Source organism: Exiguobacterium sp. UBA3491 (genome assembly GCF_002377745.1).
In the GTDB taxonomy this organism is placed as follows: Bacteria; Bacillota; Bacilli; order Exiguobacteriales; family Exiguobacteriaceae; genus Exiguobacterium_A.
The window spans coordinates 107,073-114,284 of record NZ_DFQK01000012.1 but is presented as its reverse complement, the minus strand read 5'-3'; the positions used below and the strand labels follow the sequence as shown (position 1 = coordinate 114,284).

Sequence of the window (7,212 nt, the reverse complement as noted above, 5' to 3'; positions counted from 1 at the left end):
GAAGATTCCTTCATCAATGCCTTTACTATAGAGTTCCATGAATCCGTCCGTATACAGGTAAACACATCCGGGTGAGACGATGTCGATCGTCTTGCTCGTATACGTCGAGTCTTCGAACATACCAACAGGAAGTCCCGTATTCTCAAGCGGAATGATTTGATCGTTCATCCGCAACAAACCAGGTGGATGCCCCGCGTTCGCATAGCTGAGTTTCATTTCATCTAAGTCGATATAAAGGTAGACAGCCGTGAAATAGATTTCTGTCTCATCTCCCGGAAACAGTCGACTCATCTGTTGATTCAACTCTTCAAGCACTTGAGCCGGATCACCAATCCGGTGCACGAGTTCAAACAAGATTGAACTCATCCCCATCGTAATCAATGCAGAGGAGACACCGTGTCCCATGACGTCAAATAAGATGATGCCGTATTTATTCTGAGAGATGCGATACCAGGCATACATGTCTCCCGCTAGTTTCTTAGACGGGATATAGGTCGCCATGATGCGGATCTCATCGTCTTCGATATTGGCACTCAGCACACTCTGTTGCAGTTTTTGCGCCAAATCAAAGTCTTCCTGTAATACTTTTTCATATCGTTTTCGTGCATCGATTGCTTGTTTCAGACCAATCGCGTTACGAACTCGCGCGAGCAATTCCGTTTTACGGATCGGTTTCGTCGTATAATCGGATGCCCCTGCATTCAGTCCATCAACAATATCTTCTTCGTTGGATCGCCCGGAAACGATCAGAATCGGTAATTCATCAAGACCAAATCGTTTTCGAATCAAACGTGTCGCCTCGATTCCGCTGATCCCTGGCATCTCGACATCGAGGAGAACGACGTCCAACTGTTCGATGAATAACGGATCCTCCATCAATTCAATTGCTTCTTCTCCACTCATGGCTTTGACGACGTCATAGCCTTCATTTTCTAACAATCGCTCTAAGAGCAATAAATTCGTTAACTCATCATCTACGACCAAAATACTCATCCGCCGTCACCTCGTTCCGTTTAACATGTTTATCCGACATCAGTTTAGCACACAACCTACAATTTCGTTTAGACGGAAGCTGCGTTTTCCGTCATACTAGTAAGTGAACGAAAGGAGGAGTGGACTATGTGGTTATATGTCGTCTCCATTCTCATCATCGTATTCGTCTTGGTCGCCTCGATCATCGTCATTTCGAAAGGATATGGCTACAAGGGCAACAAGGATGATATCGAAATCGATTATGATGAAATCAACCGAAAACTTCGTCACGAAAATGATGATGATTCATCCAACAAATGAACCTCTTAGACCATCATAACACGATGGTCTTTTTTATATTCATTTCAAATACATGTTATTTTTAGATGTTTTTGATTCACTCACAAGGGTATATCCATATCATGGTCAAATATTATCTCAAGGGAGTGTTCATCATGGAACCGAAGCTTCAACATGATCCACACGCAGCACACGCAGAACATCCGAATCGCCAGTTCGATCAGGAAGAATCATCAGGTCGTCAAATCAATCTCGTCACAGGGATGTTGCTCGGTGCCCTTGTCGGCGGACTATTGACGCTACTTAGTTCTTCGTCCCGTCAAAACACGAAACAAAGCTTACGTGGTGCGAAGGATTCCGTCTCGACACTCGCGTCTTCCATCAAGGAAGATCCGTCGGGCAAAGCGTCACAAGTTATCAATCAGGTAAAGAGTGCTTCAAGTATCATCCAAGAAGTGGCGTCTGACGTTCAAAACGTTTATGACAAAGTGAACACAGAACTTGAAACAGTAAAGTCTGATGCTTCGACTGTGAAGGATACAGTCAACGAGACAAAAGGTGACCTGAGTTCTATCAGCAATAAAGTCGTCGAAGCGAAAGATGTCGCACTTGGCAAAGAAGAACCACCTGCTGAGCATAATGCTTCCAACAAACAAGCAAATGATTCTCAATCTTCTGAGGAAAAACATAAAGGTGAAGGCATCTAATCATTCAATGCACTTCTTCTTTCTCCCCGACATGTTCAGCATGTCGGGGTTTTTAGCGGAGGAATTGAACAACGATCGCAACGCGTTCGCGCATTCCAAATCGAAGGACTCCTGAAAGTGGCGTTTCAGCCGGAATCGCATCCGTCTGTAAACCAAGTTGTTTCGCCTCTTGTCGCGCACGGTACAGATGAAAGTCTGACGTGACGATCGAGACGCGACGAACGTCCTTTGGCAACAACGCTTTTGAAAATTGTAGATTTTCCGTCGTTGATGTCGAGTCGGCTTCAAGGATCAACCGCTCTTCAGCAATCCCAGATGCCACCATCCCGCGACGCATCGCCTCTGCTTCTGAAATATCTTCATCTGGACCTTGTCCACCACTCAAGATGAAGCGGACTTCTGAATGTTGTTTCCCATATGCCGCAGCTGCCTGAATCCGGTTATGTAGGATTTGCGACGGTTTTTCTCCTTTGACACCCGCACCGAGGACGATGACATACGGTGACGTCCCATCAGCGAGTGGCCGTTCCCCTTTATTGACGAAAATACCGACACTGTACCAGAAGGCGACACAAGCGACTAGTCCCCCACCGACCATCCATTTGATGTTTCGTTTGTTAAACGTGCGTTTAATCATACCGTACGACCTCTCTACTAAAAAAATGGCTTACAGTAGGCAATACGAATGGTTCTCCAAAAAAGTTTCAGCATAACAGGTTCGGACTCCATGAAAAAAGGCTGACTCAAAAAAGAATGACGCGTCTTTTCACGCCCTTTCCTCAGGCGAGACACAAGCCAGTTTTCCTGCTTTTTCAAGCAGGAAAGCGGGTCTTATTTGTCTCTGTCAGCGCAAAGATGCGCTTTTCCCTGTAGGAGTTGCGTGAAACGCGTCATTCTTTTTGTTACAAGATAGGGGTGGCAGATCATCATTCTGCCACCCCTATCTTTGTAGAGACTGACTGTTGAGTCAGCCCCTTTCCTATTCACTGACTCGTCATCAATTTCCCCAAATTGATGTTACGTATTCCGGATGATCGATGAATGGATTCCGGTTTTTTTGCCACTTCTCGAAGATGACATCGTTGCGACGTTTCTCGAAGCTATCAACTGGGTCAAGCTTATTCCATTCTTTCAGCGTCGACAATTTGCCGTGTAACGGGTTCGTACCATTATTGACGTTTTCTGAAGCTTCGAGATCGATTTCTCCGCCACCTTCATAACGAACCGCCATGTAGAAGATCATCCGCGCGATATCACCTTTGACACGGTTCGGTGGTTCCCACGAATCACTATCGCGGTAGCAATCACACCCACTGTACTTCGTACCACCATTGTCGAAGTCAAGATTCCCACGTGCGCTGTTGACGACGACATCTTCCGGACGCAAGTGATGCAAGTCTGTTCCAGGACCGTTCGTCGTACCAAAGTCACCGTGTGACTTTGCCCAAACATGTTCACGATTCCATTGACCGACATTCCCACCATTACTGCTCTTTGAAATCGATTTCCCCGTGTATAACTCGATGACGTTATTCGCATTGTTTGGATCTTGATCCGTTTCTTTCAGTGCTGTCCATACCGTGTTGTATGACACTTGTGTATGATTATCGATGATATCGTGCAGCGATGCCTTCAACGCTGCCCCTGTCTTGCCCGCTGCTGGTAAATAGTACGCATCGATCGTCGATTGTGATGTAACCATCTGCGGACCTGCTGAAACTTGTTTTGGATCAACTGTTTTTGCTGTGACCGGTGTAAAGACGATTGACCCGAGTGCAAGTGTTGCGGCAAGCGCACCTGTGACCTTTGACTTCCAGTTCATGTGTGTTCCCCCTTAAATGGTATGTATGAGAGCGGGTGTTACACGCTCATTTTCACACCGAATCCATTCCTGGTGGAAGATGGACGATAGACCTGCTTTTTTGTAGATGAGTCGTCGTTCAGAATATTCATTGAAAGGCAACGGTTAGATGGTCCTGATTTTTTTCATTCATGACGTCAATCCCATCGAAATAGTACTTCAGAAGAAATATTCTAGGGTCAAAAGTCACGAACAAAAGAGACTTACAAATAAGAATCCGGGACGATATTCCTCCTGTCTGAAGCTTTCCTATAATAAATAATGCAAGCGATTTCACAAATCATAAGGAGGTCTTTACGTGAAACAAAAAAGATGGATTTTAGCAACCGTCGCATCCGCTGCTTTTTTAGCGCCACTTGCGCAACCGATTGCAGTCGGCGCAACGGCAGACAACGGAACGATGATGCAGTATTTCGAATGGTATGTGCCAAATGACGGTAACCACTGGAACCGTCTCGGGAGTGATGCAACAAAGCTCGATCAACTCGGAATCACATCGGTCTGGATTCCCCCTGCTTACAAAGGTACCTCGCAAAATGATGTCGGATACGGCGCCTATGATTTGTACGATTTAGGTGAGTTCAACCAAAAAGGAACGGTCCGTACGAAATACGGCACAAAGGCGCAATTAAAAACGGCGATCGGACAATTGCATACCGCCGGAATCGATGTCTATGGCGATGTCGTCATGAACCATAAAGGTGGCGCCGATTTCACGGAAGCCGTCACGGCAGTCGAAGTCAATCCGGGTAACCGTAATCAAGAAGTCTCTGGCGATTATCAAATCCAGGCATGGACGGGCTTCAATTTTGCAGCGCGAAATAACCTCTACTCGAACTTCAAGTGGAAATGGTACCACTTCGACGGCACGGACTGGGATCAATCGCGTTCAAAAAGCGCCATCTACAAGTTCCGCGGTACTGGTAAAGCGTGGGATACGGATGTCTCAGGTGAAAATGGCAACTACGATTACTTGATGTATGCGGATCTCGACTTCGATCATCCAGAAGTCCAGCAAGAAATGAAGAACTGGGGTAAATGGTACGTCAACGAACTTGGTCTTGATGGGTTCCGTCTCGATGCCGTCAAGCATATCAAACACGGTTACTTAGCGGACTGGCTCGCGAACGTTCGTCAGACGACGGGCAAACCATTGTTTACAGTCGCAGAGTACTGGCAGAACGATCTCGGCACGTTGCAAAACTACTTAAGTCGGACGAATTATCAACAATCCGTTTTTGATGCACCGCTTCATTATAAGTTCGAACAGGCAAGTAAAGGCGGCGGGTACTATGACATGCGGACGATCTTTGACGGTACTCTCGTCAAGAGCAATCCAGCCCAAGCCGTCACACTCGTAGAGAACCATGATTCGCAGCCTGGACAATCGCTTGAATCAACGGTTCAGTCATGGTTCAAACCACTTGCTTACGCGATGATTCTGACACGTGAACAAGGCTATCCGTCGGTCTTCTATGGTGACTACTATGGTACAAAGGGTACGTCGAATCGCGAAATTCCAGCACTCGCTTCGAAGATTGATCCGTTACTTAAAGCACGGAAGGACTTCGCATTCGGGAAACAAAATGATTACCTCGATAACCAAGACATCATCGGTTGGACACGTGAAGGTGTCTCAGACCGTGCGAAATCAGGTCTTGCGACGATTCTGTCAGATGGTCCTGGCGGTAGCAAGTGGATGTACGTCGGGCTTCAGAACAAAGGAGAAGTTTGGACAGACATCACTGGAAACAACACGAAGTCGGTCACGATCAATCAAGATGGCTACGGTCAATTCTTCGTCAATGGTGGTTCAGTCTCCGTCTATCGTCAACAATAAGCAATCAAAAGAGGCTGACTCAAAAAAAGAATGATGCGTCTTTTCACGCCCTTTCCTCAGGCGAGACACAAGCCAGTTTTCCCGCTTCGAGCAGGAAAACGGGTCTCGTTTGTCTCTGACAGCGCATAATGCGCTTCTTCCTGTAGGAGTGGCGTGAAGCGCGTTATTTTTTTCTAGAAGAAGGATTCGAGAAGCGTTTTGTTCACTCGACATCGCTTCCTAGGGAAAAACAAGCAAGAGCGACCCTACAGCGAAGCGAAGCGGCGCGATGCTTGTCCCAGGAAAACGATGCGAGACGAACAAAAAAAGCGCAATCCTTCTCGTTAGAGAAAAATTGCACTTTACCTTCAGTCTCAAAGCACTCTAGACACGAAACCTAGAGTGCTTTTTGATGCTGTTCTATTATTTGCTTGCTTGTTTGATCGGGAACCAGCCTGGACGGCTTGTGATGCCTGCCCATAATGCATCTGGAACGACGAGTTCTGCTTGTGCTTCTGGATCAAGTTCTGTCCGGATCGACGCAAGGTCACCCGCTTCGACTTTCTCAACCCATTTCGGTTCCATGATCAGTTCACGACCAAGAGCGATCATTGGAACGACAGCCAAACCTTGTTCGACTTCGTCCGCTGTGTGCAGCGATCCGACACCGATGATAGGTACTTGTTCACCAACACGTTCTTGAACGAGTGTAATTGGTGACGTCGTTTCATTTTCATCACGAATTGAACCTGCGAAGAAGTCCATCACGGAAACGTGCAAGTAATCGAGGTCTTTTTTCGCCAGCTCATCGACGAGACGCATCGTATCATCGAGTGTGATTCCTGGATTTTCAATTTCCTCTGGAGAGAAACGGTATCCGACGATGAACGAAGGATCTTGTTTCGCGACAGCTTCGACTGCATCCACGACAGCTAATGGGAAGGCGAGACGTTTTTCTAAGCTACCGCCCCATTTATCTTCACGACGATTTGAGTGTGGTGAGAAGAATTGTTGGATCAAGTACGTGTTTGCACCGTGAATCTCAACACCATCAAATCCGGCTTCCATCGCACGGCGTGTCGCTTGACCGAATGCTTCGATGATTGCTTCGACTTCTTCTGCCTCTAACGCACGTGGTGTCATCGCACCTTCACGCACGGGTGCAATAGCACTTGCACTGACCGTTTGCCCACCGACGAGTTCTGGTGGTGCCATACGACCAGCGTGGAAGATTTGTAAGATCGCTTTTGCGCCTTTATCTTGAATCGTTTTCGCGAGTCGCTTCAGACTCGGCACGAGATCGTCACGATGTGCACCAAACTCATTCGGGAATCCTTGACCGTCTGCTGTGACGTTCGCACATGCTGTAATGACAGCGCTGACGCCACCTGAACGTTCTGCATAGTACGCGAGTTCCGCATCCGATACTTCGCCGTTCTCTTGTGCCGCATAGTTCGTCATCGGTGCCATCAAGACGCGGTTTTTCAGCGTCACACCGTTTGGTAGTGTAAATGGTTCAAACATTGCTTGAGTTGCCATGAGTGAAGTGCCTC

At 47.1% G+C, this 7,212-nt stretch carries 7 protein-coding genes; 3 read left to right on the top strand and 4 right to left on the bottom strand.

Features of this window, described 5'->3' with window-relative positions; all coding sequences use genetic code 11:
• Positions 1-993: PP2C family protein-serine/threonine phosphatase (locus B4F99_RS03650; RefSeq protein ID WP_290755391.1), on the bottom strand; the 993-nt coding region annotated here is incomplete at its 3' end.
• A 126-nt stretch (positions 994-1,119) separates the two neighbouring features.
• Between B4F99_RS03650 and ytzI the strand changes: the two genes are divergently transcribed.
• Together ytzI and B4F99_RS03640 are read left to right on the top strand one after the other, a co-directional pair.
• On the top strand, positions 1,120-1,293 hold the full coding sequence (gene ytzI, locus B4F99_RS03645; RefSeq protein ID WP_023467656.1) for a YtzI protein: 174 nt from the start codon (positions 1,120-1,122) through the stop codon (positions 1,291-1,293).
• Positions 1,294-1,427: 134 nt separating this feature from the next.
• A complete protein-coding gene (locus B4F99_RS03640; protein WP_290755389.1) occupies positions 1,428-1,979 on the top strand; it encodes a hypothetical protein in 552 nt (183 codons plus the stop codon).
• 52 nt (positions 1,980-2,031) lie between these two features.
• On the opposite strand, the gene B4F99_RS03635 is transcribed toward B4F99_RS03640, so the two are convergent.
• Positions 2,032-2,616 (bottom strand): YdcF family protein, encoded by a 585-nt coding sequence (locus B4F99_RS03635; protein WP_023467654.1) that lies wholly within the window; start codon positions 2,614-2,616, stop codon positions 2,032-2,034.
• A gap of 360 nt (positions 2,617-2,976) precedes the next feature.
• A complete protein-coding gene (locus tag B4F99_RS03630; protein ID WP_290755387.1) occupies positions 2,977-3,801 on the bottom strand; it encodes an endonuclease I family protein in 825 nt (274 codons plus the stop codon).
• A gap of 337 nt (positions 3,802-4,138) precedes the next feature.
• Here B4F99_RS03630 and amyS point away from each other — a divergent pair, with 337 nt between their 5' ends.
• Positions 4,139-5,680, top strand: coding sequence for an alpha-amylase (amyS, locus tag B4F99_RS03625; RefSeq protein WP_290755385.1), 1,542 nt, complete (start codon positions 4,139-4,141; stop codon positions 5,678-5,680).
• 402 nt (positions 5,681-6,082) lie between these two features.
• Here amyS and B4F99_RS03620 read toward each other — a convergent pair whose 3' ends face one another.
• Positions 6,083-7,198: an NADH-dependent flavin oxidoreductase gene (locus B4F99_RS03620; protein ID WP_056059882.1), complete on the bottom strand. Its 1,116-nt coding sequence runs from the start codon at positions 7,196-7,198 to the stop codon at positions 6,083-6,085.
• Between the last annotated feature and the right edge of the window lie 14 nt (positions 7,199-7,212).

What these genes read in the sequence shown, in the direction of transcription:
- ytzI (WP_023467656.1), top strand. Translation starts at nt 1,120, where the DNA reads ATGTGGTTATATGTCGTCTCCATTCTCATCATCGTATTCGTCTTGGTC.
- B4F99_RS03640 (WP_290755389.1), top strand. Translation starts at nt 1,428, where the DNA reads ATGGAACCGAAGCTTCAACATGATCCACACGCAGCACACGCAGAACAT.
- B4F99_RS03635 (WP_023467654.1), bottom strand. Translation starts at nt 2,616, where the DNA reads ATGATTAAACGCACGTTTAACAAACGAAACATCAAATGGATGGTCGGT.
- B4F99_RS03630 (WP_290755387.1), bottom strand. Translation starts at nt 3,801, where the DNA reads ATGAACTGGAAGTCAAAGGTCACAGGTGCGCTTGCCGCAACACTTGCA.
- B4F99_RS03620 (WP_056059882.1), bottom strand. Translation starts at nt 7,198, where the DNA reads ATGGCAACTCAAGCAATGTTTGAACCATTTACACTACCAAACGGTGTG.